The sequence below is a fragment of the Oceaniglobus ichthyenteri genome, assembly GCF_003057885.1.
Lineage (GTDB): Bacteria > Pseudomonadota > Alphaproteobacteria > Rhodobacterales > Rhodobacteraceae > Oceaniglobus > Oceaniglobus ichthyenteri.
Window position 1 is genome coordinate 99,759 of the sequence record NZ_QAGK01000008.1, and the last position, 25,420, is coordinate 125,178.

Annotated in this window: 28 protein-coding genes; 21 read left to right on the forward strand and 7 right to left on the reverse strand. The window is 58.6% G+C overall.

The features are described 5' to 3' along the window. Window positions 1-402: 402 nt before the first annotated feature. From C8265_RS13080 to C8265_RS13090, 3 genes are all read left to right on the forward strand, one after another. Complete coding sequence (locus tag C8265_RS13080) at window positions 403-1,281, forward strand: LysR family transcriptional regulator (protein WP_108484549.1); 879 nt, start codon at window positions 403-405, stop codon at window positions 1,279-1,281. After that, window positions 1,281-2,186, forward strand: coding sequence for a DMT family transporter (locus C8265_RS13085; RefSeq protein ID WP_108484459.1), 906 nt, complete (start codon window positions 1,281-1,283; stop codon window positions 2,184-2,186). Before C8265_RS13080 ends, C8265_RS13085 begins: the two co-directional genes overlap by 1 nt. Before the next feature lie 106 nt (window positions 2,187-2,292). Beyond that, window positions 2,293-2,865 (forward strand): OmpA family protein, encoded by a 573-nt coding sequence (locus tag C8265_RS13090; protein ID WP_108484460.1) that lies wholly within the window; start codon window positions 2,293-2,295, stop codon window positions 2,863-2,865. A 35-nt stretch (window positions 2,866-2,900) separates the two neighbouring features. Here the strand turns inward: C8265_RS13090 and C8265_RS13095 are convergent, their stop codons facing one another. Beyond that, window positions 2,901-3,266 carry an ArsR/SmtB family transcription factor gene (locus C8265_RS13095; protein WP_108484461.1) on the reverse strand — a complete coding sequence of 122 codons (366 nt, stop codon included), beginning with the start codon at window positions 3,264-3,266 and terminating at the stop codon, window positions 2,901-2,903. 227 nt (window positions 3,267-3,493) lie between these two features. On the opposite strand from C8265_RS13095, the gene C8265_RS13100 reads away from it, so the two are divergent. The 5 genes from C8265_RS13100 to C8265_RS13120 all read left to right on the forward strand — a co-directional run bounded on the left by C8265_RS13100 (window position 3,494) and on the right by C8265_RS13120 (window position 6,079). Next, window positions 3,494-3,835 (forward strand): AtpZ/AtpI family protein, encoded by a 342-nt coding sequence (locus tag C8265_RS13100; RefSeq protein WP_240611079.1) that lies wholly within the window; start codon window positions 3,494-3,496, stop codon window positions 3,833-3,835. 2 nt (window positions 3,836-3,837) lie between these two features. After that, entirely contained in the window at window positions 3,838-4,584 is a 747-nt protein-coding gene (locus C8265_RS13105) for a F0F1 ATP synthase subunit A (protein ID WP_108484462.1), read from the forward strand. 95 nt (window positions 4,585-4,679) lie between these two features. Further along, window positions 4,680-4,916: a F0F1 ATP synthase subunit C gene (locus tag C8265_RS13110; protein ID WP_108484463.1), complete on the forward strand. Its 237-nt coding sequence runs from the start codon at window positions 4,680-4,682 to the stop codon at window positions 4,914-4,916. 75 nt (window positions 4,917-4,991) lie between these two features. Further along, complete coding sequence (locus C8265_RS13115; RefSeq protein ID WP_108484464.1) at window positions 4,992-5,513, forward strand: F0F1 ATP synthase subunit B'; 522 nt, start codon at window positions 4,992-4,994, stop codon at window positions 5,511-5,513. Window positions 5,514-5,518: 5 nt separating this feature from the next. After that, complete coding sequence (locus C8265_RS13120; protein WP_108484465.1) at window positions 5,519-6,079, forward strand: F0F1 ATP synthase subunit B; 561 nt, start codon at window positions 5,519-5,521, stop codon at window positions 6,077-6,079. Between the two features lie 87 nt (window positions 6,080-6,166). Here the strand turns inward: C8265_RS13120 and C8265_RS13125 are convergent, their stop codons facing one another. From C8265_RS13125 to C8265_RS13135, 3 genes are all read right to left on the reverse strand, one after another. Beyond that, complete coding sequence (locus C8265_RS13125; protein ID WP_108484466.1) at window positions 6,167-6,934, reverse strand: FadR/GntR family transcriptional regulator; 768 nt, start codon at window positions 6,932-6,934, stop codon at window positions 6,167-6,169. A gap of 104 nt (window positions 6,935-7,038) precedes the next feature. Further along, window positions 7,039-7,668, reverse strand: coding sequence for a YiaD family glycine zipper/OmpA-like lipoprotein (locus C8265_RS13130; protein ID WP_240611080.1), 630 nt, complete (start codon window positions 7,666-7,668; stop codon window positions 7,039-7,041). Window positions 7,669-7,804: 136 nt separating this feature from the next. Beyond that, window positions 7,805-8,650 carry a bifunctional helix-turn-helix domain-containing protein/methylated-DNA--[protein]-cysteine S-methyltransferase gene (locus C8265_RS13135; protein WP_108484551.1) on the reverse strand — a complete coding sequence of 282 codons (846 nt, stop codon included), beginning with the start codon at window positions 8,648-8,650 and terminating at the stop codon, window positions 7,805-7,807. 154 nt (window positions 8,651-8,804) lie between these two features. Here C8265_RS13135 and nth point away from each other — a divergent pair, with 154 nt between their 5' ends. From nth to C8265_RS13150, 3 genes are all read left to right on the forward strand, one after another. After that, entirely contained in the window at window positions 8,805-9,449 is a 645-nt protein-coding gene (gene nth / locus C8265_RS13140; protein WP_108484468.1) for an endonuclease III, read from the forward strand. Continuing rightward, entirely contained in the window at window positions 9,446-10,438 is a 993-nt protein-coding gene (locus C8265_RS13145) for an adenosine kinase (RefSeq protein WP_108484469.1), read from the forward strand. Before nth ends, C8265_RS13145 begins: the two co-directional genes overlap by 4 nt. A gap of 82 nt (window positions 10,439-10,520) precedes the next feature. After that, window positions 10,521-11,318: a DUF4339 domain-containing protein gene (locus C8265_RS13150; protein ID WP_108484470.1), complete on the forward strand. Its 798-nt coding sequence runs from the start codon at window positions 10,521-10,523 to the stop codon at window positions 11,316-11,318. A gap of 31 nt (window positions 11,319-11,349) precedes the next feature. Here the strand turns inward: C8265_RS13150 and C8265_RS13155 are convergent, their stop codons facing one another. Beyond that, on the reverse strand, window positions 11,350-12,168 hold the full coding sequence (locus tag C8265_RS13155) for a sulfotransferase family protein (RefSeq protein WP_108484471.1): 819 nt from the start codon (window positions 12,166-12,168) through the stop codon (window positions 11,350-11,352). Between the two features lie 147 nt (window positions 12,169-12,315). On the opposite strand from C8265_RS13155, the gene C8265_RS13160 reads away from it, so the two are divergent. From C8265_RS13160 to C8265_RS13180, 5 genes are all read left to right on the forward strand, one after another. Beyond that, complete coding sequence (locus tag C8265_RS13160) at window positions 12,316-13,893, forward strand: DUF5928 domain-containing protein (protein ID WP_108484472.1); 1,578 nt, start codon at window positions 12,316-12,318, stop codon at window positions 13,891-13,893. 18 nt (window positions 13,894-13,911) lie between these two features. Further along, complete coding sequence (locus C8265_RS13165; RefSeq protein WP_108484473.1) at window positions 13,912-14,292, forward strand: HIT domain-containing protein; 381 nt, start codon at window positions 13,912-13,914, stop codon at window positions 14,290-14,292. A gap of 147 nt (window positions 14,293-14,439) precedes the next feature. Then, complete coding sequence (locus C8265_RS13170; RefSeq protein ID WP_108484474.1) at window positions 14,440-14,616, forward strand: zinc-finger domain-containing protein; 177 nt, start codon at window positions 14,440-14,442, stop codon at window positions 14,614-14,616. Window positions 14,617-14,689: 73 nt separating this feature from the next. Next, the gene (gene polA / locus C8265_RS13175) at window positions 14,690-17,482 is read left to right on the forward strand and encodes a DNA polymerase I (protein ID WP_108484475.1); all 2,793 of its coding nucleotides are present in this window, start codon (window positions 14,690-14,692) and stop codon (window positions 17,480-17,482) included. A 38-nt stretch (window positions 17,483-17,520) separates the two neighbouring features. Continuing rightward, window positions 17,521-18,048 (forward strand): pseudouridine synthase, encoded by a 528-nt coding sequence (locus C8265_RS13180; RefSeq protein WP_108484476.1) that lies wholly within the window; start codon window positions 17,521-17,523, stop codon window positions 18,046-18,048. 25 nt (window positions 18,049-18,073) lie between these two features. Here C8265_RS13180 and C8265_RS13185 read toward each other — a convergent pair whose 3' ends face one another. Next, on the reverse strand, window positions 18,074-18,862 hold the full coding sequence (locus tag C8265_RS13185; protein ID WP_108484477.1) for an SDR family NAD(P)-dependent oxidoreductase: 789 nt from the start codon (window positions 18,860-18,862) through the stop codon (window positions 18,074-18,076). Continuing rightward, window positions 18,859-19,584: an SDR family NAD(P)-dependent oxidoreductase gene (locus C8265_RS13190; RefSeq protein WP_108484478.1), complete on the reverse strand. Its 726-nt coding sequence runs from the start codon at window positions 19,582-19,584 to the stop codon at window positions 18,859-18,861. Before C8265_RS13190 ends, C8265_RS13185 begins: the two co-directional genes overlap by 4 nt. A gap of 117 nt (window positions 19,585-19,701) precedes the next feature. Between C8265_RS13190 and C8265_RS13195 the strand changes: the two genes are divergently transcribed. The 5 genes from C8265_RS13195 (at window position 19,702) to C8265_RS13215 (ending at window position 25,389) form a co-directional block, all read left to right on the forward strand. Further along, window positions 19,702-20,904, forward strand: coding sequence for an FAD-dependent oxidoreductase (locus C8265_RS13195; RefSeq protein ID WP_108484479.1), 1,203 nt, complete (start codon window positions 19,702-19,704; stop codon window positions 20,902-20,904). Continuing rightward, the gene (locus tag C8265_RS13200) at window positions 20,901-21,671 is read left to right on the forward strand and encodes a GntR family transcriptional regulator (protein WP_108484480.1); all 771 of its coding nucleotides are present in this window, start codon (window positions 20,901-20,903) and stop codon (window positions 21,669-21,671) included. Before C8265_RS13195 ends, C8265_RS13200 begins: the two co-directional genes overlap by 4 nt. Window positions 21,672-21,738: 67 nt before the next feature. Then, complete coding sequence (locus tag C8265_RS13205) at window positions 21,739-22,485, forward strand: maleate cis-trans isomerase family protein (protein ID WP_108484481.1); 747 nt, start codon at window positions 21,739-21,741, stop codon at window positions 22,483-22,485. A 21-nt stretch (window positions 22,486-22,506) separates the two neighbouring features. Further along, on the forward strand, window positions 22,507-23,448 hold the full coding sequence (locus C8265_RS13210) for a TAXI family TRAP transporter solute-binding subunit (protein ID WP_164512330.1): 942 nt from the start codon (window positions 22,507-22,509) through the stop codon (window positions 23,446-23,448). Between the two features lie 24 nt (window positions 23,449-23,472). Beyond that, window positions 23,473-25,389 (forward strand): TRAP transporter permease, encoded by a 1,917-nt coding sequence (locus C8265_RS13215; protein ID WP_108484483.1) that lies wholly within the window; start codon window positions 23,473-23,475, stop codon window positions 25,387-25,389. Window positions 25,390-25,420 lie beyond the last annotated feature (31 nt).

The window sequence follows — 25,420 nt, forward strand, 5'->3', positions numbered from 1 at the left end:
TGGCTGTTGACCCGGTCGCCGTCTGTGATGAACATTTAGGTGGGTGCTGTGGCGAACGTAATGGCCGAAAATTAACGGTGCTATGTGCGCAAATGCACATCACAAAGTTTCGACCGCCCGTAACAGGCATGTGGACCAGCAAAACAAGGGTTTCGGCCCTGTTCAGGTGACCGGATCACGGCAGGCGTGACAGGAATTTCCGCGAATGTTTCATTGCAGAGAAATACCGACCCCTTGAAAAAATTATTTTGAAACAAAGGCTAACGCCGCTGTGATGTCGCGCGATCCAGTGTGAGGGATGCGCCGCGTTATCCCCCAGTGCGGCAACTGCGCCTTGCACCGATGGGCAAAATACCGTCTCGTGTGCGGCGAAGGTTCAGGGGTGCGCGGTAAAGTATGTCAATCAACACTTGGGATGAAATCCGCACCGCGTATCACGTGGCACGGTTGGGCACGGTCAGCGGTGCGGCGGATGCGTTGGGGGTGCACCACGCCACGGTGATCCGCCACATCGACGCGCTTGAGGCGCAGTTGGGCGTGAAACTGTTTCAACGCCACGCGCGCGGATACACCGCGACCGAGGCGGGCGTTGATCTGTTGCAGGTCGCGCAGGCGACGGATGATCAGTTCACGCAACTGGCCGGGCGCATTCGCGGTCAGGGCTCATCGGTGACCGGCGAATTGGTGGTGACATCGGTTGCAACCCTGTCGCGTGCGCTGACCCCGGTATTGGCCGGGTTTCAGGCCGAACATCCGGGCCTGGTGGTGCGGTTTCTGACTGATGAACGTGTGTTTCGTCTGGAATACGGTGAGGCCCATGTGGCGATTCGCGCCGGTTCGGCCCCCGACGAGGCCGATAATGTGGTGCAGCCATTTCTGGCCAATCCATTCGGTCTGTATGCAAGCAATGGCTACGCCCGCAAATATGGCGTGCCCCGCGATGATTCAGAGCTGGCGCAGCATCGTTTTGTCGTCACCGACAATATGGATTCAAAAGCGCCGTTTTACCGATGGTTGTTTGACCGCGTGCCGCCCGCCTGTTTGACCTATCGCGCGTCAGACGGGCGGGTGATCAGGGATGCAATGCAGGCGGGGGCGGGAATCGGGTTTTTATCGAGTTATGAGGCGGCGCTGACCCCGGAACTGGTGCAGATCATGGCGCCGCGCCCCGAATGGACGGCGCAACTGTGGCTTGTCACCCATGTCGATCTGCACCGCACGATGAAGGTGCAGAGTTTTCTGACCTATCTCAAGGATGCGGCCAAGGGGTGGTCGGCCTGATGTGGGCGCGGTTGGGCCCGGCAGAGCGGGGGCATCTGGCGATGTTGCTGTTTTCCGCACTGGTGGCAGGATCGTTTTCATTGGGCGCGCTTGCCGCCAATGAAATTTCGCCATTGGCGCTTACCGCAGTGCGATTCGTTCTGGCCTCGGCGGTGGTTGGGGGTATTGCCGCCGCCACCACGGGAATTTCCCGGTCTGCCTTTCGGGCGCCATGGCGATTCGTGGTTCTGGGCAGCATGTTCGCCATTTATTTCGTTCTGATGTTCGAAGGGCTGAAAACCGCGCCGCCAGTGTCGGCATCGGCGGTTTTTACCCTGACGCCGGTTCTGGCGGCCGGATTTGGTTGGTTACTGTTGCGCCAAATCACCGATGGCTGGACCGCCGCGGCCCTGTTGATCGGGGCGGTCGGGGCGCTGTGGGTTATCTTTCGCGGCGATGTTTCGGCGATACTGCATCTTGAGATTGGCCGTGGCGAGGCGATATATTTCATCGGCTGTGTGGCCCATGCCGCCTATATTCCGATGGTGCGCAAACTGAACCGGGGTGAACCGGCATTCGTGTTTGTGTTTGGCATGCTGGTGGCGGCAACCCTTGTTTTGCTGGTGATTGCTGCGCCGCAGCTTTGGCAAACAGATTGGCGCAATCTGGCGCCGATTGTCTGGATCACCATCGTTTATACCGCAGTGTTTGCCAGCGCGGCGACCTTTGTTTTGTTACAGTATGCGGCGCTGCGCCTGCCGGCATCCAACGTCATGGCATACACTTATCTGACCCCCGGCTGGGTGATTCTATGGGAGGTGTTTTTGCACGGAACCATGCCGCAGCTGCAAATTATCGGCGGGTTTGCGCTGACTGCACTTGCAATTATCATGCTTCTGAAGAAAAAGGGGACAAGAGCGCGCTGAAATTGATTTAATATACTGGTGTCCGCTTTTGGATGCCGTTATGCTATTATCGAATTCAGCGTAACATGATTTACAAGTCTCAACTTGAGAATTTGGTGAGGGCCCAATGAAAATTTCGAACATTATTTCTACTGCAACCGCTGGCGTATTCGCGCTGGGCATGTCGGTATCTGCCGCAGCCGCCGAAAGCTGTGTCATCGTGTTGCCATTCGAATTCAACAGCGCAGCAGTATCGACGATCAACAAGGGTTTGTTGGACGTGATCCGTGCGAAATACAATGGCACAACCGTTGATCTGGCCGGGCACACCGATGCCGTAGGCAGCGCCGCCGTCAACCTGAACCTGTCAAAGCGCCGGGCACAGACCGTTGATGATTACCTCACAAACGGTACTTCGATCACCGTCAACAACGTAACCGGTTTCGGCAAGAGCCAGCTCAAGGTTGCGGATTCCGGACCCAACCAATTGAACCGTCGCGTTGAAGTGACAGTTTACGATTGTAACGCCGCCGACTTTAACGGTCGTGGTGACTCGCTTGGTTCGCTTGGCAATGCGGGTACTTTGGCCGCGCTGGTTGGTGGTATCCTGATCATCGGCGCAATTGGCGATGGCAGCAGCAGCACCACAACAACGACAACCACTTCTGCCGCTGCTGGCAGCGGTGTCGGCAACAAGTAAGACTTGGATCTTTGTAAGAAGGGCGGCGCTTGGGATCAGGCGCCGCCCTTTTTCGTTTCCGGCGCGGCGATAATCGTGGGCGGTGCAAGCTCTTGTTCAAGAAATTTCTCGAACGCTTCCAGATTGACCGCTTCAAACTGCCCAAAACTCTGCATCCAGATTGAGGCATCGCGCAGGGCGTCGGGCTCTAGCTTGCACCATTTTACACGGCCGCGCTTTTCCTGGGTGATCAACCCGGCGGCGGCCAGAACGCCCAGATGCTTTGATATCGCGGCAAGCGATGTTTCAAACGGGTGCGCCACATCGGTGACGGCCATGTCATCTTCCAGCAGCATGTGCAGGATCGCCCGACGAGTCGGATCTGCAAGGGCGGCGAATATGATGTCGAGTGTGGGGGCCATCGTGCTGTGGTGCCAGCAGGCCAGACAATCGTCAACCGTTTGGTTGAATATGCTCCGGTGACTGAATCCGGGGGATTGACGGGTGCGGCCGGTAGAGCCGTTTTTCCCACCCCAAGGAATCTATAGTGTTATCAATATCTTATCGGTATTTGCCGCACTGCCGCATTCGCTTGACTCGGGGCGCGCGCGTTTCTAGTGTCCGCGCAACCACCGAACGGGAGTTCACCTTGGAGGATGATCCGCACACCGCCCGCTTGAAGACGCTGGAAGACCGGATCGCCGCCGCGAAAAAGGCAAACGCCCCGCCGGAACGTGCGGATGAAAATTATTCCATGGCCAATACGGCCTGGCGAATGGTGATCGAACTTGTGGCCGGTCTTGGGATCGGTTTTGGCATCGGATACGGGTTGGACGTGCTGTTTGGCACCATCCCGATATTCATGCTGGTATTTATGGGTCTGGGGCTTGCCGCCGGCGTCAAAACGATGATGCGAACGGCGAAAGAGCTTCAGGATAAAGCGATAAGCGCGGCGGGAACGGACCCGGACGCCGAAGATAAAGGGAACTAGGCATGGCAGCCGAAGGCGGAAACGGCATCAGCATCAAGCCGATGGAACAGTTCAAGGTCACGCCATTGTTTGGCGATGGCGATGTGGGCATGTTCACCATTACCAACGTGACATTCTGGTTGTTCCTGGCCGTTGTCGCCGTGACGCTTTTGATGGTTCTGACCACGCGCGGCCGCACGGTTGTGCCGGACCGGGGCCAATCGGTTGCCGAGCTGGCCTATGGCTTTGTCTATAAAATGGTCGAAGACGTCGCCGGCAAAGAAGGCGTGCGGTATTTCCCGTATATCATGACTTTGTTCATGTTCATCGTTTGCGCCAACTTTCTGGGCCTGATCCCGATGTCCTTTACCACCACCAGCCATATTGCGGTGACCGCGGTTCTGGCTTTGGCGGTGTTCATTTCGGTGACGGTTATCGGTTTTGTCAAGAATGGCACGGCGTTCCTGGGCCTGTTCTGGGTCAGCTCGGCGCCTTTGGTGCTGCGCCCGATTCTGGCAATCATCGAACTCATTTCTTATTTCGTGCGTCCGGTCAGCCACTCGGTACGTTTGGCCGGTGCGATCCTGGCAGGCCACGCCGTTATCAAGGTTTTCGCAGGCTTCGCCGTGTTCGGTGCGATTGCGCCGCTGGCGATCTTGGGCATGGTCGGGATTTACGCACTTGAGGTCGTGGTGGCCGCCGTACAGGCCTATGTGTTCACCATCCTGACCTGTGTGTATCTCAAGGATGCATTGCACCCGTCACACTAATTAACAAACAACGAACCTGTTTCGTTGCACGCAACGCCGGGCCAAACGGCCCGACATACGATCAACACGAAAATTCCATCGTAAGGAGAGAAGACATGGAAGGCGATATCGCACAAATGGGTCAGTTCATCGGCGCAGGCCTGGCCGCCATCGGTTCCGGCCTGGCTGCACTGGGTGTGGGCAACGTTGCTGCCAATTTCCTGGCAGGCGCATTGCGCAACCCGTCGGCTGCTGCCGCTCAGACCGCGACCTTGTTCATCGGCATCGCATTTGCAGAAGCTCTGGGGATCTTCTCGTTCCTCGTTGCCCTTCTGTTGATGTTCGCTGTCTAAGCCAGCTTAATCCTTACGGCCGGGTGGGGGCACGCCCCCGCCCGGTGTGAATTTTAAGGTTTTGAGGGGGACGTGATGGCGACCGAAACAGTTGGAGAAGAAATAGAAGCGGGCATGCCGCAGCTGGATTTCTCCACATTCCCAAACCAGATTTTCTGGTTGGTCGTAGCATTGTTTGCGATCTATTATATTCTGTCGCGCATCGCTTTGCCGCGCATCGGGTCGGTTCTGGCCGAACGTCAGGGCACGATCACCAACGACATCGCCGCGGCGGAAGAGTTGAAGCTGAGGGCGGTCGGGGCTGAAAAAGCCTATGACAAGGCGCTGGCCGATGCCCGTGCCGAAGCAAACAAGATTGTCGCCGCGGCCAAGGCCGATATTCAGGCGGATCTTGATGTGGCGATTGAAAAGGCCGACGCCGAAATTGCCGCCAAATCCGCCGAGTCGGAAAAGGCGATAAACGAAATTCGGGCAGGCGCGATGGAAAGCATCGAAGCCGTGGCCAAGGATACGGCCGAGGCGATTGTAAGCGCCTTGGGTGGTTCCTCTGAAAAAGCGGCCATCGACAGCGCCGTTCAAAACCGGCTGAAAGGGTGAGCGCGATGAAAAAACTCACACTCACCTTGGGCGCGGCCACCTTGGCCAGCCCGGCATTGGCCGCGTCGGGGCCGTTCTTCAGCCTTGGCAACAGCGATTTCGTTGTGTCGATTGCGTTCATTCTGTTCATCGGCATTTTGGTATATTTCAAAGTGCCGCGCACGATCATGTCGATGCTGGACAAACGCGCCGAGGGCATTCAGGCCAACCTGAGCGAAGCCCGCACCCTGCGCGAAGAGGCGCAGACCCTGCTTGCCTCGTATGAGCGCAAGCAGAACGAGGTCAAGGAACAGGCCGACAGGATCGTCGCCGCCGCCAAGGACGAGGCGGAATCCGCCGCGACCAAAGCCCGCGCCGATCTGGAACATGCGATTCAGCGCCGGTTGAAAGCCGCTGAAGAGCAGATTGAGTCAGCCCAGGCTGACGCGGTGAAAGAAGTGCGAGACCGTGCCATTCAGGTGGCCGTTGCCGCAGCGGCCGATGTGTTGGCCAAGGATATGGACAGCGCCCGCGCTGCCGCTTTGATCGACAGTTCGATTGAAACGGTTCAGGCGAAACTGCACTGATCCAAAAGCGATGGAATGAAAATTGGCCCGGGCTGCAAAGCGCCGGGCCTTTTTATGTCTGCCGATCTGGCGGTGCTCTGAAGTGTTTCAGGGCGTTTGTTCGTGTTTCAGGCGCTGCCGGGCCACGGATTCGTTTTGTTCGGCCTTGATCTGATTGGACAGGGCCGTGGCGATGAAATCAATATGGGTTTCCATTGCATCGCGCGCGGCAGACGGGGCGCGCGCCATCAGGGCCGCGTGAATGGCACGGTGTTGATCAAGCAGCATTTCGCGGGTCGTGCGCTGTTTGAACATGACCTGCCGGTTGTAAAACACGCCCTGGCGCAGAAGGTCAGACATGGAGCGCATCATATGCAGCATCACGGTGTTATGGCTCGCCTCGATGATGGCAAGGTGAAAGGCGGCGTCAAGCTGTGCCTCGGTTTCGGAGTGGGCCTGGGCGTGGGCGGCTTCCATTTTGGTCAGGGTGGAATCGATCAGCCGCAGGTCGGTATCGGTGCCCAGCCGTGCCGCGCGTTCGGCGGCCAGCCCTTCAATATCGCGACGAAAGGCGAGATAATCAAACACCGCTTCGGGGTGGGAATGAAACAGGCGGGCCAAAGCGGGGGGAAAGGTGGCGCTAAGATCTTGCGACACGAAAATCCCGGCACTGGCCCGGCTGGCAATCAGCCCCTGTTGTTGCAGTTGCGCCAGTGCCTCGCGCAGGGACGGGCGCGAAACCCCCAGTTTTTCGGCCAGATCCCGTTCAGACGGAAGCCGTTCGCCGGGGTGCAGGATGCCGCGCAGAATTAATAATTCGATCTGACGTACAACCGCATGGGATAGTTTTTCAGGCTGTATTTTTTCAAACGGCATGGCGTGGCCCTATGGGATTGGTCAAATCATATGACCACCTTGGGGCGCAGACAAGCAAAAGGCCGGGACATGCCCCGGCCTTTGTCACACGTTGGATCGCAAGATCAGTTGGTCGGACGAATGATGATATCGACCCGACGGTTCTGTGCCCGTCCCTCAGCGGTGAGGTTTGACGACACCGGGCTGTCTTCGCCCATGCCAATGGCGCGCAGGCGCGATGATGAAACACCCTGGCTTGACAGGATCGATGTGACCGACTGTGCCCGGCGTTGTGACAAGTTCAGGTTATAGGACGACGCACCGGTGTTATCGGTGTGACCCTGCACTTCGACAACCGAGTTGGGATAGCGGTTGAGGTTTGCAGCCAGAACGCCCAGATCGCCGCGCAGGCCCGACGATACGGTGGCGCTATCGGTAGCGAACAGGATGTCCTGTGGCATCCGCACCAACAGATCGTTGCCGCGGTTTACGACTTCGATCTGGCCGTTGCCAAAATCGTTGCGCAATTCTGCGGCCTGTTTGTCAAGGATGTTACCGACAATGGCACCGGCACCGGCACCCAGGGCTGCACCGATGGCAGCGTTTTTCAGACGGTCACTGCCGCTTTCGCGGGTGCCGCCCAAAACCGCGCCGATCGCGGCACCTGTCAACGCCCCACTGCGGGTGCGGTTCGGGTCACCCGTCATCGGATCGGTACAGGCGGTCAGGGCCAGCACGCCGATGCTGGCAGTCATTATGGCGAATCTTGATGTGGGCATTGAATCCTCGCTCGAAATTATACACATCTCCAACGCGTTATATAGGGGATCGGGTTCCTCTTCGCACGGGGAATTCTGCCATAGGCGGATCATCGCCGCGAATATTTCGCTGTTACAGCCCGGTTTGGGCCGATTCCCGCGCCAGGATCGCGCGTTTTACCGGCAACCCCCAGTGATAGCCCCCCAAACCCCCGGATTTGCGCAGGGCGCGGTGGCAGGGGATCAGCAGGCTGATCGGATTGCGCCCCACGGCAGTCCCCACAGCGCGCACCGCTTTTGGGCTGCCGATGGCGCTGGCGATTTCGCCATAGGTGGTGACATGCCCGGTCGGGATTGCAACCAACGCCTCCCACACCTTTAATTGAAATGGTGCGCCAATGACAAAAAGCGGCGTCGCGTCGCGGTTTGGCGCGGCGCCAAAGGCCGACAAGGCCCAAGGGCGCAGCATGGCGGAATTTTCGGTAAACGTGGCCTTGGGCCAGCGGCGGGTCAGGTCAAGCATCGCGGCATCACGCCCGGTTTCGGCGGCAAAGCCGATGCCACAAATGCCCTTGGTCGTGCCCATCACCAAGGCCGGGCCAAAGGGCGAATCAAACCAGCCCCAGGAAATCGTCAGGCCCGCACCGTGACGGGCGAAATCTCCGGGGCTCATCGCCTCCCATTTTATGAACATATCATGCAGGCGGGAATTGCCCGACAGACCGACGGATTGTGCGGTTTCCAGCGTCGTAAACCGGTCGCGCAGCAGGGTTTTGGCATGGCCAAGGCGCAGGAATTGTTGAAACCGTTTCGGCGAAATGCCGGCCCAGCGGGAAAATACCCGCTGAAAATGCGCCGGCGACAGGTTCATTTCGCGCGCGATATCCTCAAGCGTGAGGGTTCCACCGTCTTCGCCGTCAAGCCGGTCAATCGCGCGGCGCATCAGCGGCCAGTAATAGCTGTGTTCGGGGTCTGTCATATCGGGCCTTTCGTTGTGAAAACAGCTTAGGCCGATGATGCCCAAGGGGCGATCCGAATCATGCGGCAATGCATGGGGACCGGGCGGAATTGGATATTTTTAGCAAGAAAAAGCCGGGGCTTGCCCCAGATAGGCCCAAAGGGCATTAGGGGGCATGGCAAAACAGCTTTCATATCCGGTGATTCACGAGATTTTTTCACGGTTTCACGCCGCCGAGCCCGAGCCAAAGGGCGAATTGGACCATGTGAACCTGTTCACCCTGGTGGTCGCGGTTGCGCTGAGCGCGCAGGCCACCGATGCCGGGGTCAACAAGGCGACGCGCGGGTTGTTCGCGGTGGCCGATACGCCCCAGGCGATGTTGGATCTGGGCGAAGAGGGCGTGATCGCACATATCAAAACCATTGGCCTGTTTCGCAACAAGGCCAAGAATGTGATCAAGATGAGCCGCCTTTTGGTGGATGAGTTTGGCGGTGAGGTGCCCAGTTCGCGCGCCGCGCTGCAATCTTTGCCCGGAGTGGGGCGCAAGACCGCCAATGTGGTGTTGAACATGTGGTTCGGGATGCCGGCACAGGCGGTGGATACTCATATCTATCGGTTGGGCAATCGCAGCGGCATCGCGCCGGGGCGCAACGTGGATGTGGTTGAGCGCGCAATTGAGGATAATATTCCTGCGCCGTTTCAACTTCATGCCCACCACTGGATGATCCTGCATGGGCGCTATGTTTGTTTGGCGCGCAAACCGAAATGCGCGGCCTGTCTGATCAATGATTTATGCGCATATGAGGAAAAGACCGAATGAAAACGTTTCAGGTTGTCGGCATTGGCAATGCGATGGTGGATGTTCTGGCATCTTGCGATGATGGGTTTCTGGCCGAAAACGGCGTGGAAAAGGGCATCATGCAGTTGACCGATATGGCGCGCGGTGTTGAGCTCTATTCCAAAATCGGCCCGGCACAGGAAATCAGCGGCGGATCGGCGGCCAATACGATTGCCGGAATGGCGCATCTGGGCGGGCGCACCGCCTATGTGGGCAAGGTAAGGGATGATCAGTTGGGCGCGATCTTTGCCCATGATCTGCGCGCCCAGGGCGTGATTTATGAAACCGCTTTGGCGGGGGCCGATGCAACCGATGAAACCGGGCGCTGTATCGTGTTGGTCACGCCCGATGGCGAACGGTCGATGAACACCTATCTGGGCGTGACCGAGTTTTTGACCCCCGATGATATCGACGAATCGCAGATGGCCGATGCCGAGTGGATTTATCTCGAAGGTTATCGGTTTGATGGGCCGGAAAGTCACGCCGCCTTTGCCAAGGCGATTGCCGCGTGCAAGGGCGCGGGTGGCAAGGTGTCGCTGACCCTGAGTGATCCGTTTTGCGTGGAACGCCACCGTGCCGCGTTCCGGGAAATGATCGATTCCCATGTGGATCTGTTGTTTTGCAACCGCGCCGAGATTCTTTCGATGTATGAAACCGATGATTTTGAGGCGGCCCTGGCCACGGCGGCGGGCGAGGTTGCGATGGTCGCCTGCACCGACAGCGAAAATGGCGCCCATATCATGGCCGAGGGGCAGCATTGGCATGTGCCCGCCACCAAGGTGCAGATTGTCGATGCCACAGGGGCCGGTGATCTGTTTGCCGCTGCATTCCTCTGGGCGCTGACCTCGGGGCATTCTCCGCGCGATTGCGGCCGCGCGGGATGCATTGCCGCGGGCGAAGTGATCAGCCATATCGGTGCGCGCCCCGAGGCGGACTTGACCGCGTTGATGGCACAGGCGGGCCTGACCTAACCTCATTTGTCATGTAAATTTCATTGCGAAATGCCCAGTTCGCGGTACTCTGAATCCATATTTAATGGGATTGGAGTGAGGAATGACTGTTCTGAGCAAAGTTCGCCATTTGATCACCGCACTGATGGTGACAGGTATTTTCGCAGGGCCGCTGAGCGCGCAGATTTCGCGCCCGGCGGACGGAGTAGGCATCGGCGGCGGCGGCGAAGGTGCGTCTGTACCTGAACCAAATCCGGGGGCGGCCACACCGCCACGGATTCCCGGTTCGACGACGCCGCCCCCTGTACCGCCGCCGGTGACGCCCGCCAAACCCATTGCATATTTCGTGGTGATCAACGGTCAGCAGGCCGGGCCATTCAACGCTGAACAGTTGAAGGCAAAGGTCGCCAGCGGCGAATTGGTGCGTACATCTCTGGTTTGGACCGAAGGCATGCAAGATTGGGAAGAAGCCATAAAGGTGGCCGATCTGGCGCCGATCCTGGCCTCGACGCCCCCCAAACCAAAATTTGATGCCGTGGCCTATCTGGCCGGCACCTGGCAAAACGATCCGCAGCAAATTCAGATTCCAAATGTCGGGCCTGGCACCGCCAATTCGCGCACTACTTATCGGCGCGATGGCACGTATTCGTATCTCAGCACGATTGATGTGATGATGCAGGGCTATCCCGTGCGTCAGACCATCACCAGCGAAGGCACCTTCACCGCCAAGGAACAAGGGCCAGGCCAGGTATTGGTCACGCCCAACGGGATGACGACATTCAGCATACCGGGCGAGCCGTCGCAGACGGTGGCCAACAATACGCCGTTTGTTCTGACGGTCATGGATGAAAACACCCTTGTCGACAATGCGGGCGTGCGCGCCCAACGTGTGGGCGGCTAAGCTGATCTTTTGATGCAGCCAACCCGCTGCATCAATCGCCCAGTTTGGCGTGCACTTCTTCCAGATCAATCGCGCCGGTTGGCATCTTGTTGGCCGGATTTTCGAAATCGTACCGGAACAGTTGGAAATCTGCCTTATAGATTTCATACATCAGGTGCATCGACAGATCGTCGAAATAATCTTCGACCGGGTGGGCGCGTTTTGGCCCGTGGCCTTCGGATTCGTTGAACCGGGGGATATCGGTCAGGGATACGGGGTGCGGTGTTTGAACGGTATCCAGCACCGATTGCATGCCGTCATTAAACCGCTCGGTCCAGAAAATTTGATCATAGCGGCCACCGTTTACGATAATCGTGGAAATATGGCCCGACATGGCCGACCAATGGATGTCGGGATCCATTGGTTTGCGCCAGCGCACCGTGTCACGCACAAACAACAAAAACCGGCGAAAGGATTTGATCTGATCAAATTCGTCCTGGCCCTCATCTCCGCCGACCTCGATTCCGTATTTCGCAACGAGCAGCGGCACCAGATTGCCGCGATAGCGTTTGCCATTGCGTTGAATGCCGCAAATCTTGTCAAAGAATGACGACAGAATGCGGGTATAGGGGTTGCGCACACAGGTGAAGGTGGGCGCGCTGTGGGTTTTCACCGCTTTGGTGATGATCGGTTTGCTGTCTTCAAACGCCCATTTGTGCAGCCCGGTCTGGGCATCGTGGATGTCACCGTCGAAAAATGCGCCATGATCGCTGTAATACATGATCTGCCCGATGGTCGAACAGGCGCATTTGGGCACCACGCGATACACCATCGTTTCACTTTCGGTCATCCAGGTTCCAGGAAACCCCATGGCTGATCTGCCTCCTTGCTTTTGGGGATTTATGTGGCAAACGCGCGCAAAAGCACAGAAAAATCCGCCGCTTGCGCACCGCCCCCCTGACTTTTGGCGCGAAGCGGTTAAAACAATCACAACCAAACCGAGTGTATCGTTTTCCCAATGGCAAGAATCGCCTTCCTTCTTCTGTGTCACAAAGACCCGGATGCCGTTATCCAGCAGGCGCGCCGCCTGACCGCTGCGGGTGATTTCATGGCGATTCATTTCGATGCCCGCGCCGCCGCGCCGGATTATCAGCGGATTTATGACGCGTTGAAGGATAACCCGAAGGTGGTGTTCGCCAAAAAGCGCATCAAATGTGGCTGGGGCGCGTGGAGCCTGGTGCAGGCAACATTATATGCGGTGCAGGCGGCGGTGGATGCGTTTCCGCGTGCGACGCATTTTTACATGCTGTCGGGCGATTGCATGGCAATCAAATCGGCCGAATACGCGCACCGGTATCTGGATGATGACGATGCCGATTTTATCGAAAGCGTGGATTATTTTGAAAGTGATTGGATCAAGACCGGGTTCAAGGAAGAGCGCCTGATCTATCGCCATTTCTTTAATGAACGCACCCACAGATGGTGGTTCTACACATCTTACGAAATGCAAAAGCGGCTGGGCCTGAAACGCGACGTTCCAAGTGATTTGCAGATGATGATCGGGTCGCAATGGTGGTGTTTGCGCCGCCGCACCGTTGAGGCGGTGTTAGAGTTTTGCAGGCAACGCCCCGATGTGATGCGGTTTTTCCGCACGACATGGATTCCCGATGAGACGTTTTTTCAAACGATCGTGCGCCATCTGGTGCCGGAAACACAGATCAGATCGCGCACCCTGACATTTCTGGTGTTTTCCGATTACGGGATGCCGACGGTGTTTTACAACGATCATTATCATCTGCTGTTGGCGCAGGATTATCTGTTTGCCCGCAAGATCAGCCCAGAGGCGACGCAGCTGAAACAGCAATTGGCCGATCTTTACACGGCAAAAGATGTGACATTCGAAATCAGCAATGAAGGCCGCAGCCTGTTCAGATTTCTCACCGGGCGGGGCCGACAGGGGCGCAGGTTTGCGCCGCGGTTCTGGGAAACCGAATCGACCCTGGGGCGGGAACGCGAATTATTGATCGTGGTGTGCAAAAAGTGGCACGTCGGCAAACGGCTGTTGAAGCGGATCAGTGATGTGGCGCGGATTCCTGCCATTGATTATCTGTTCGATGAACAGGATGCGCAGCTACCCGATTTGGGCGGGATCCAGCAAACGCTGGAAAAACGCACCCGTCACCGCCGGGCCCTGATGCGGATGCTGTTTGATTATTACGGATCGGACCGGCTGATCATTTGCCTTGATCCCGATAATCTGGATTTGTTGCGTGATTTTCAGAACGACCGCTCGACGACCCGCCTGATCGAGATCGAATGTGCGTTTTCCGATGCCTATCTGCTTGGCCACGCGAAACGGGTCGGTCTGGCGGGGGAACGCACGCCGCAGGGCACCATCAACACGTTGCTGCGCACGATCCGTGCCGACGTGAATCACGAAAGCGATCTGTTGCGCGATGCGGGGTTCGAGAATTTTCAGATCATGCCGGAAACTGCGACAGCCGCCGAAAATGCCGCAGCTTTGGCGGCTTTTTTATCCATTCCCATGGACAAGGCGATGCAGATTGCCCAAACCAAGGGTCTGTTTGAAGACTGAAATTCAAGGGGGTGACGCATGGCCTATGTGTATGACGATCAGAATATCTTTGCTAAAATTCTGCGTGGGGAAATTCCGAACAATACGGTGATGGAAACCGACCACACTCTGGCGTTTCGTGATCTTCACCCCCAGGCGCCCGAACATGTGTTGGTGATTCCCAAGGGGGCCTATGTGTGTCACGATCATTTTGCGCTTGAAGCGAGCGAGGCCGAATTGGTTGATTTCATGCGCACCGCCGGGCGAATCTGTGCCGATCTGGGCGTACAGCCCGGCGAGGGCGGCGCAGGATACCGCACGATCAGCAATGCCGGGGTGAATGGATTGCAAGAGGTGCCCCATTACCACCTGCACATTCTGGCCGGTCGCCCGCTTGGCCCGTTGTTGGCAAAGGCCTGACCAAACGGAGGCGCGCGCGGCGCGCCACACCATATCTTGTTTGGCGCGTGTGGGGGATGGTGCGCGCCACCGCCCTGTTCTGCCCTTGTCGGGGATGGGCGGATCGTTAGAATGCCACCAGCGAATTCAGCCGCAAAGGGATATGCGATGAGCCACGAAGCGCCAGAAGTAGAAACCGTTTACAGCCGCCGGGTGGCCTGTGATGGGGGCGAGGGGGCGTTGGGCCATCCCCGGGTCTGGCTGCAGATCCCGCTCGATCCCGGTTGGGTTGAATGTGGATACTGCGACAAGCGGTATATTTTCGCCGGTGATGACGATCACTGATCCTGCGGGAATCAATTTCGGACTGACCCTTTGGGGCTGATTTTAGACTGACCTTTTGGGTTAAGGGGGCGGAATGGCTGACACGTTTGGCAAGGGGCATCATCTGAGCCTGGTGGATGGATCGGCCTTTATTTTCCGGGCCTATCACGCGCTGCCGCCGCTGACGCGTAAATCCGATGGTTTGCCGGTTGGCGCGGTGTCGGGCTTTGTCAACATGATATGGAAGATGATCGAAGACAATCGCGGCCCCGATGCGCCCACCCATGCCGCGGTGGTGTTTGACAAAGGTAGCCACACGTTTCGCAATGATATGTACGATCTGTACAAAGCCAACCGCGAAGCGATGCCCGAAGATCTGCGCCCGCAGATCCCGCTGACCCGCGACGCCACCCGCGCCTTCAACATCGCCTGTCTTGAACAGGAAGGGTTTGAGGCCGATGATATCATCGCCACCTTGGCGTGCCGTGCGCGCGAGGCGGGCGGGCGGGTGACGATCATCAGTTCCGACAAGGATTTGATGCAACTGGTGGGCGGCGGCGTTGAAATGTTTGACGCGATGAAAAACGCCCGCATCGATGCCGAGGGGGTGATTGCCAAATTCGGCGTCGGCCCCGAACGGGTGGTCGATGTACAGGCATTGGCCGGCGATTCGGTTGATAACGTGCCCGGTGCGCCGGGGATCGGCATTAAAACTGCGGCGCTGTTGATCAATGAATTTGGCGATCTTGATACATTGTTGGACCGGGCGAGTGAAATCAAACAGCCCAAGCGCCGCCAAACCCTGATTGATCACGCCGATCAGATTCGCCTGTCGCGGCGTCTGGTACAGCTCGATTGCGAGATGGAGCTGGATTACACCCTCGGCTCGCTTGAGGTGAAAGCGCCGGTTGTCGATGATTTGCTGGGCTTTCTGTCAGAGATGGAGTTTCGCACGATCAGCAAACGTGTGGCCGATGCCTTGGGTGCGAAAGCGCCGAAAATCGATGATACCCCGCCCGTGCCCGACGCCCCCGAAACCGTGCCGTTTGATCAGGCGACCTATACTCAGGTGTCCGATGCCGCCGGTCTTGAGGCCTGGATTGCCAAGGCGCGCGCGCGCGGTTGGGTGGCCGTAGATACGGAAACCACTGGATTGGACGAAATGCGCGCCGATCTGGTGGGTGTTTCGCTGTGTGTGGAACCGGGTGAGGCGTGTTATCTGCCCTTGGCCCACCGGGCGGCGGCGACAGATGATTTGTTCGGCTCGGATGCTCTGGCCGACGGACAGATGGAGTTGGAACCCGCTTTGGCCCTTTTGAAACCGCTGCTCGAAGATCCGGCAGTGATGAAAATCGGCCAGAATATGAAATACGACGCCAAGATCCTGGCGCGCTATGGGATCAATATCGCGCCGATTGATGATACGATGCTGATGTCCTATGCGATGCATGCGGGGCTGCATAATCACGGTATGGATGGCCTATCTGAACGGTATTTGGGCCATACGCCGGTGCCGATCAAATCCTTGTTGGGCAGTGGCAAATCGGCGATTACCTTTGACAAGGTGCCATTGGCGGATGCGGTGAAATACGCCGCCGAAGATGCCGATATCACCCTGCGCCTGTGGCAATTGTTCAAACCGCAATTGCACCGCGCCCGCGTCACAACCGTTTATGAAACCCTGGAACGCCCCCTGGTGCCGGTCTTGGCCGAAATGGAAATGCACGGGATTGAGGTGGATCGCGACACGCTCTCGCGGATGTCGAACGCGTTTTCCCAGAAAATGGCGGGGCTTGAGGCGGAAATTCACGAAATGGCCGGGCGGTCGTTCAACGTGGGGTCACCAAAACAGTTGGGCGAAATCCTGTTTGACGAACTGGAATTGCCCGGTGGCAAAAAGGGTAAAACCGGGGCCTATGCCACCGGTGTTGACGTGTTGGAAGAGCTGGCGACCGAACATGATTTGCCCGGTCGCGTGCTCGATTGGCGACAGCTGAGCAAGCTGAAAAGCACCTATACCGACGCGCTGCAAACCCATATCAACCCCGATACCGGGCGGGTGCATACGTCATACTCCATCGCCGGGGCAAACACCGGGCGCTTGGCCTCGACCGATCCGAATTTGCAAAATATCCCGGTGCGCTCCGAGGAAGGGCGGCGTATTCGCGAAGCATTCGTCGCGCCCAAGGGGAAAAGACTGGTAAGTCTGGACTATTCCCAGATCGAATTGCGGATTTTGGCGCATATCGCCGAAATTGATGCGCTGAAACAAGCGTTTCGCGATGGACATGACATTCACGCAATGACTGCCTCGGAAATGTTCGGCGTCCCGCTTGAGGGAATGGACCCGGCGATTCGTCGACAGGCCAAGGCGATCAATTTTGGTGTGATATACGGGATTTCTGGCTTTGGCCTGGCGCGCAACCTACGGATTCCGCGGGCCGAGGCGCAGGGGTTCATCGACCGGTATTTCGAACGGTTCCCCGGTATTCGCACCTATATGGATGCCACAATCGCCTTTGCCAAAGAGCATGGATATGTGCAAACCCTGTTCGGTCGCAAGATCAACACGCCCGAGATCAACGCGCGCGGTCCCGGTGCCGGATTTGCCAAACGCGCCGCGATCAACGCGCCGATCCAAGGCACAGCCGCCGATGTGATTCGCCGCGCCATGGTGCGGATGCCCGGCGCCATCTCCGGCCTGCCGGCCAAAATGCTGTTACAGGTGCATGATGAATTGCTGTTCGAGGTGGAAGAGGGCGCAGTTGACGATTTGATCGGCGTCGCCCGCGATGTGATGGAAGGCGCGGCTGCGCCCGCCGTGCATCTGGATGTGAAACTGACCGCCGAAGCGGGGCATGGGGCGAATTGGGCCGAGGCCCACTAAATGTCCACGCTGGAAACGGTTCCGGCCGGATCGCCCCGATGCTGATCGCGTTTCACAAACCGATGAACACCCTCAGCCAGTTCACGGATGAGGGAAAGTGGCCGGGCTTGTCGCGCTTTGGGCTGCCTGGCGGGGTTTATGCCGCAGGCCGTCTGGATCGCGACAGCGAAGGTTTATTGCTGCTGACCGATGATGGGCGTTTGCAGGCGAAAATAACCAGCAGCGGCACGGCAAAAACCTATTTCGCACAGGTTGAAGGGGTGGTCAGCGACGCGGCGTTGGCCGCTTTGGCCAAAGGCGTTGCCTTGAAAGATGGGGTGACCCGCCCGGCCCAGGTTTCGGCCATGGACCCGCCCGATGTGCCACCGCGTGATCCGCCAGTGCGGTTTCGTAAAACGGTGCCGGATTCTTGGCTGCAACTGACCATTCGCGAAGGGCGCAATCGACAGGTGCGCCGGATGTGCGCCCATGTGGGTTTGCCCTGTTTGCGGCTGGTTCGCTGGCGCATCGGCGCGCATACCTTGGAGGGTCTGGCCCCCGGTGCCTGGCGCGAAATTCCGCTATAATCGAACTTATCGAATAATCAGCGGGTTACATGATTTTCGGCTTGGCCGTGCCCGGATCGCGCGCGGCATCGGGGTCATCCCACAGCCGCGCGATATAGCGTTCGCCGGTGTGGCCGTTGCTGGCATCTGATGCCAACCAAACAATCGGCGCGCGCATTATATCGGGCGACAAAAGGTTGCCATCTGCCCCCTTTTTATCCGCCGAAGGCGGCAATAAATCGGTATCCGCCGCGCCGCCCGGCAATAGCACATTCACATCCACGCCGGTTCCGGCCAAATCCTGTGCCCAGATGCGCGATGCCGCCTCAAGAAACGCCTTGGACGGGCCATAGGGGGCATAGCCGCGCCGCACCATGGTTTGATCGCTGGTGGAAATATTGATGATCTTGCCAAAACCGCGCGCAATCATTCCCGGCACCACCGCGCGGGTCATCAGGAACGGCCCGTTCACATTGGTTTGGACGATCTGTTGCCAGGCATCGGGGTCAGCCTGCCAAAACTTGGTGGATTCGGTGTTGAACGTTTCGGAAATCAGCCGCATCCCAACCCCGGCATTGTTGATCAATACATCAATCGGGCCGATGGCTTGCGCGGCATCCTCCACGCTTTGTTGGGCCTGCTCCGGGTCACTCACATCGGCGATCAGGCTGTGACCGTGCGCGCCAAGCTGTGTGGCGGTATCGCGCAAGGCGGTGCTGTCGCGACGGCCGGTAATGCAAACGCGCGCGCCTGCATCTGCCAGGGCCAGCGCCATTTCACGGCCCAGACCCCGCGCGCCACCGGTGATCAGAACGGTTCGGTTTTGCACTGTCATGGCATGTATCCCCCGCCATTGATCCACAGGGTTTGCCCGGTCATGAATGCGCTGTCAGGGCCAAGCAGGAACAGGATCGGCCCGGTAATATCGGGTGGTTCGGCCAAGCGGCCCAACGGGATGCTGGCGGTATAAGCATTTAGGTTCAATGTGTTGTCTTGTTTCGCCCGCCCGGTGCCGCCACGCAAAAACGCCGTATCCACGGCGGCGGGGGCCACGGCGTTCACACGGATATCCGGGGCCAGTTCCAACGCCAATGTCTTGGTCATATGCACCATCGCCGCCTTGGCCGCGCCATACGGGCCGAAACCCGCCCGCACGGCGGCGGCCAGGCCCGACACCACCGTGACCATCGCCGGGGTGCGGCCCAACCGCAACAGCGGCGCGGCGGCCTGTGCGGCCAGGAATGCACCGCGAAAGTTGCCCGATAGCACCTCGTCAAACGTGTCGATATCGGTGGTTTCCAACGGGGCGTTGGGCGACATGAACCCTGACAGGTTCACGAACCCGTCTATCGCGCCCAACCCATCAAACGCTGCCGTCACACTGGCCGGATCGCGCAGATCAATCGCGCGGCGCTCGCCCGGCGGGGGATGCGCGGCAAGCGACGCGGGCAGGTCAAGAACTGTGACCCGCCAGCCATCTTGCACAGCGCGCGCCGTCAGATCGCGGCCCAACCCGCCACAGCCGCCAAGGGCGACAAGATGTCGTTGATACGTCATATCCCGTCCTTTGCTTTGCCACAGAGTTTTCCAGAAACGAAAACTTGTCCAGACAAATTTTTCCTTGACGCAGCGCGGCCACGCCGTACGCTTGCCCCATGAAAACGGAGAGACGCCATGGCAGATGAAACAAATCGGGTATTGGTGGCAGGGGCCGGGCCGGTGGGGTTGGTGGCAACGGTGGCCTTGTTGGCCCGTGGCATTCCGGTGACCCTGCTTGAGGCATCACCAGAGCTGCCAATTGATTTGCGCGCCTCGACGTTTCATCCGCCAACCCTGGATTTTCTGGCGACGCTGGATTTGGCCGCGCCGTTGATTGAACGCGGTTTGAAATGCCCGATCTGGCAGTTTCGCGACCGCAAGGCGGGGGTGATTGCCGATTTCGATCTGGGCCTGTTGGCTGATGAAACCGATCACCCGTACCGGTTGCAATGCGAACAATGGAAGTTGACAGAACACGCCCGCGAGCGGGTCGAAGCCCACCCCGACGGCATTTTCCTGCGCGATTTCGAAGTGACCGAAGTGGCGCAAGACGGCGATCATGTCACCGTCACCGGCACCCGCCCCGATGGTAGCATCGAACAGGTGCGCGGGCGCTATCTGATCGGGGCGGATGGGGCGCGCTCGGTCGTGCGCAAACAATTGCCGGTGAATTTTGAGGGCATGACGATTCCCGAAATCTTCCTGTCGATGTCCACGCCGTTTCGATACGATAAGGCGATGGAGGGTTTGGCGAATATCGCCTATATCACCGACCCGACCGAATGGTTGGTGCTGTTGCGCACGCCCACCCTGTGGCGGGTGCTGTTGCCGACCGACCCTAATCAAAGCGATGAACAAATCCTTGACCCGGCGACGATTGAGGCGCGGTTGCAACAGGTTTTGCCACAACCCCAGCCCTATGAAATTGAACACAAAACCGCCTACCGCGTACATGAACGGGTGGCCGATAAATATGTCCATGGGCGGATATTTCTGGCCGGGGATGCGGCGCATCTGAACAACCCCTTGGGCGGCATGGGGATGAATGGCGGTATTCACGATGCGATGAACCTGACCGATAAATTGGCACAGGTCTGGCAGGGCGCCGATCCGGATCTGATGGGCCGGTATGAACGGCAACGCCGCAAGGTGGCGATTGAAACGGTGCAGGCCCAGGCATTGCGCAACCGCACTGTGTTGAACGAAACCGATCCGGCCAAGCGCGCGGCCTATCACGACGAATTGCGCAAGACCGTGGCCGATCCGGTGGCGCACAAGGCCTATGTGATGAAATCATCGATGCTGCAATCCCTGCGCGATCTGGATGCGGTGAAATGAATATCGCCCGCGAAACCGGGGCCGCGCGCAAACAAGTGCGCACCCCGCGATACGTGGAAATCATGCGCGCCCTGCGCCAGGATATCGTGGCCGGCGTGGTGCCGATTGGGCAAAACCTTCCTTCCGAAGCGGAACTGTGCCGCCGGTTTGATTCCAGCCGGTTCACCGTGCGCGAGGCACTGCGCCGGTTGCAGGACGATGGGTTGGTCGAACGCACCCAAGGGGCCGGCAGCCGGGTGGTGGCCACACAACCGGGCGGCGTGTTGGTGCAACATTACCGGTCGGTGGATGAGTTAAACCAATATGCCCGCGACACCTGGATCGAGGTGATGACCCAAGACACGGTTGTTCTAGACGCCCGGACCGCAGGCCAGGTGGGCGGCAGTCAGGGCGAACCTTGGGCGTTCTTCCGCGCCCGCCGGTTTGCACCCGGGGGCGGTGCGCCGCTGTGCCTTTTGGAAAGCTATATGCCCCTGCGGATGCAGCCGCATTTGCCCGATCCGGCGGCGGCGGTTGGGCCGATCTATGGCGCACTGTCCAAAGCCGCGGGTGAACCGGTAATCGAGGCAACCCAAGACACCCAGGCCCTGCCAATGCCGGGCCGGGTGTCAGAGGCATTGGGCCAGGCGCGGGGCGCTGTCAGTCTGCGTATTCTCCGCCGCTATGCCTCGGCCCAGGGTACGCTGATTGCCACGTTCAACTGGCACCTTGGGGGCGAGCGTTACGTGCATCGCACAAATTTATCGCTGCAGGACAAACAATTTTAAATTTGTCCAGACAAATTCTTGACAGAATGTCGCAGGGCGCGATGCTAGGACATGAAAAGGGGGGAGAATGGCAAAAGACGCATTGGGGTGGCGGCGCAAATTCGCAGTGGTCGCACCCAGCACAAACACCATCGTTCAACCGGATATGGAGGCGTTTCGCCCCGACGGTGTGACCAATCATTTTGGCCGCATCCATGTGCCAAACATGAAGGTCAGCAATGACGCCGATTTTGTTGCCCTGGTCGATGCCATCGGCGCGACGCTGAACGCGGCGGTGGATCGCTGTATGACATGCGAACCCGATTACCTGATCATGGGCATGTCGGCGTTGATGTTCTGGGATGGGCGCGCGGCCAGTGAAAAGCGGATGCAAGAATTGGCCGATTATTGCGGCGTGGGCGTTTCGGCGGGCAGTTTCGCCTGTGAGGCGGCGTTAAACACCACCGGGGCCAAACGCATCGCGGTGATTTCGCCGTATTTTCCGGTGTCAGACAAAAACGTCACCCGGTTTTTTCAGGATTGCGGGTTTGATGTGGCCAAGTTTCGCGGCCTGAAATGCCCCAGCCCGGTGGCGATTGCCCAGGTGCAGCCCGACACATTGCGCGCCATCGTCGATGAAATGGACGATGACAGCATTGATGCCTTTGTTCAGGTGGGCACCAACCTGTCGATGGTGGGACTGTGCCGCGAACTTGAGGTGGCCAAGGGCAAACCCTTTGTTGCGATCAACGCCGCCACCTATTGGCACGCCCTGCGGGCCAATCAGATCAACGATCAGTTTACCGGCCATGGGCCACTGTTCGAGAAACACTAAAAAACAACGGGGAGAATGATAATGAAATTCACAGCAGTTCTGGCCGGGGCCTTTGCCCTGGCGGCCACAACCGCAAGCGCGCAAATCGCCGCTGTCGGATCCACCGCAACCGGGGGCACCAGCCAGATTGGGCGCACCATGTCGGCGGCCATTTCCGAGGCATCCAGCCTTCAGGTAAGGCCACAGGAATTGGCCAACACTGCCGATTATATCCCCCTGGTCAACGCCGGTGAGTTGGAATTCGGCATCGCCAATGTGGTGCAATATACCTATGCGGTGAACGGCACGGGCATGTCAGAGGGGCGGCCAAACCCGAACCTGCGCATGGTGGCCACATTGATGCCGTTTCGAAACGGATATGTCGTGCGCGAAGACAGCGGCATCAACTCCATTGCTGACCTGAAGGGCAAGCGCGCGCCGGTATTCACCCAAGGCGCGCTGGGCGATTTCATCACCAAGGCGTATCTGGCCAATGGCGGGCTGACTATGGACGACGTGGAAGGCGTGGCCGTGCCGAATTTCCCGCGCATGTGGGCCAGCTTTGCCGAAGGCAGCACCGATGTGACCATCGTTGTGGTGGGGGCCGCCAACAGCCGCGAATATGATGCGACATTCGGCATCAAATACCTGTCCTATGACGATTCGCCCGAAGCACAGGCGGCGATGACCGAATTTTTACCCCAAGCCTATTTGCAAACCCTGGACACCGACAGCGGGATTCCCGGGATCGACGGGCCAACCAATGTGAATGTGTTCGACTATACCTTTTTTGCCGGGGCCGATGTGCCCGATGACATGGTTTATACGGCGGTAAAGGCCCTGTGGGAAAAAGAGGCCGATCTGTTGGCCGGTGGGCCATTCTGGCTGGGTTTTGAAAAGGAACAGATGGGCAAGGACAATGGGCTGGAATACCACCCCGGCGCGATCAGATTCTACGAAGAAATGGGCGTCTGGAACCGCTAAGCGGTGAAACGGGAGGGCGGCGAAATGGCGGAAAAAACAGTGCAACGCGGCGCCCTTCCTTCGCCACGTCTGGGCGCATTTGTGGCGATGATGGCCGCCCTTCTGACGCTCACCGCCATTGTCTGGTCGTCCAGCCTGCCGTTGTGGATCGGCTGGCGCATCTATTCCGAACAGGTGTTGATTGTCGCGCTGGCCTTGGCGCTGGCGATTACATTTGTCACCCGCCCGGCGCGCAAAGGTGTGGCGCGCCCGCCCAACCGATTGGATTGGGCATTGGCCATCGCCGCACTGAGCCTGGGGGCGTATCTGATGGTGCGCTTTCCGGTTCTGTCGCAGAACGTGTTTTATCACCCGGTTGAAGCGCTGATCATCTCGGCCATCGGGTTTGTTCTGCTGATCGAAGGCGTGCGCCGCTCTATGGGTTGGGCATTGATCGTGATTCTTGCGGCGGTGTGTCTTTATGCGCTGTTTTCAAGTGAACTGACCGGGCCACTTCAATCACGTTCGATCAAGCCGGATCGGTTGCTGACCTTTTTAATCCTTGATTCTGCCTCGCTCACCGGCGCTGCACTCTATATCGCGGTAACGGTTGTGGTGCCGTTTTTAGTTTTGGCGCAACTGCTGTTGGCCTCGGGCGGGTCGGCGTTTTTCTCAGACATCTCGCTGGCGCTGACCGGGCGCAAACGTGGTGGCGCGGGAAAGATCGCGATTCTCGGCTCGGCATTTTTCGGTTCAATCTCTGGATCGGCCGTGTCGAACGTGGCCTCGACCGGCGCCATCACGATTCCGCTGATGAAAGACGGCGGATACAAACCCAAAACCGCCGCCGCGATTGAGGCCGCCGCCAGCACCGGAGGCCAGTTGATGCCGCCGATCATGGGCGCAGCGGCGTTCCTGTTGGCCGAAAACCTGCAAGTCAGCTATGGCGAAGTGGTGATTGCCGCCATCGTGCCATCGCTGTTGTTTTACGTCAGCCTGTTTATTTTCGCCGATCTTGAGGCAGGGCGGCGCAATATTGCCCGCGTCCCCGAAGACCGGATTCCGCCCGCCGCCCAGGTGATGCGCCGGGGCTGGTTCATTCTGGTGCCGTTTGTGGTGCTGTTGGGCGGGTTGTTTGCCTTTAACCTGCGCCCCGAAACGGCGGCGCTTTACGCGGTGGCGGTTTTGTTCGTGCTGTCGTTGCTGCGCACCTATGACGGGCGGCGGATCAACTGGGCCGATCTGTGGCGCGTTCTGGTGACATCGGGTCGCGCGGCGGTTGAGATTGTTTTGATCACCGCGATTGCCGGCATGATCATCGGGCTTGTGGCGCGGTCGGGCCTGTCGTTCGGCATGGGGTTTTTCCTGGTCCAGCTTGGCAAATCGTCGCTGTTTCTGTTGCTGATGGTCACCGCGATTGTGTGCATCGTCATGGGCATGGGCCTGCCCACGGTTGGGGTTTATTTGTTGCTGGCGTCTTTGGCCGCGCCGCCGCTGATCGAACTGGGGTTGAACCCGATGGCGGCGCATCTGTTTGTGCTGTATTTCGGGATGCTGTCGATGTTGACACCGCCGGTGGCGATTGCGGCCTTTGTGGCCGCCAATATGGCCGGATCACCGCCCATGCGCACCGGATTTGAGGCGGTGCGCATTGCCTGGCCCGCGTTCTTGGTACCGTTCCTGTTTGTGACCTCGCCCGCGATGCTGCTGAATGCGGTGTGGTACGATTCGGTGTTCACCGTCGCCACGGCATTGGTCGGAGTGTACCTGATCACTGGGGCGATTGTGGGCTATTTGGCGCGGCCCTTGCCGCCTGTGCTGCGGCTGTTGGTGGCGCTGGCCGGGATCATGGCACTGTTGCCCCACGGGATGTTTGATGGCGCGCTTTGGGTCAATCTGGCCGGTATCGCTTTGGGCGTGGTGTTTTACACAGGTGCGCGGCGCGCGGCCTTGATCGCGTGAACCGCCCGTTGGGCGGTGGCCTGCGGCGCGG